This is a genomic window from Enterobacter cloacae complex sp.6700776 (assembly GCF_048284255.1).
GTDB lineage: Bacteria > Pseudomonadota > Gammaproteobacteria > Enterobacterales > Enterobacteriaceae > Enterobacter > Enterobacter intestinihominis.
Genome location: NZ_JBLVYK010000168.1, coordinates 1 through 303 on the forward strand (window position 1 = coordinate 1; position 303 = coordinate 303).

The following is a 303-nucleotide window of genomic DNA, read 5'->3' on the forward strand; positions in this document are numbered from 1 at the left end:
ACCCAGACCCAGAGAGAGCGCGGATATCGGATCTTTCACCAGTCCGCCGGGACTCATAATCGCCGCCCCTTTCGGGTGGACCGCCATCGCCTCGGTAAACAGGTTATTGAAGCTGAAGCCGACGTGCTTCATGACCATAAAGGCCATAAAGCTGGCGCCGCACAGCAACAGAACCGCTTTAATAATCTGCACCCAGGTAGTCGCCAGCATGCCGCCGAACAGGACATAGAGCACCATCAGCACGCCAACCAGCACTACGGCGACATGGTAATTAAGGCCGAACAGCAGCTGGATTAGCTTGCC

Annotated in this window: 1 protein-coding gene; it reads right to left on the minus strand. The window is 56.4% G+C overall.

All coding sequences use genetic code 11. From position 1 onward, the window contains the following. Window positions 1–303 (minus strand): sodium:solute symporter family transporter (locus ACNQ0T_RS23740; protein ID WP_417930446.1); only part of this gene is annotated, 303 nt, incomplete at both ends.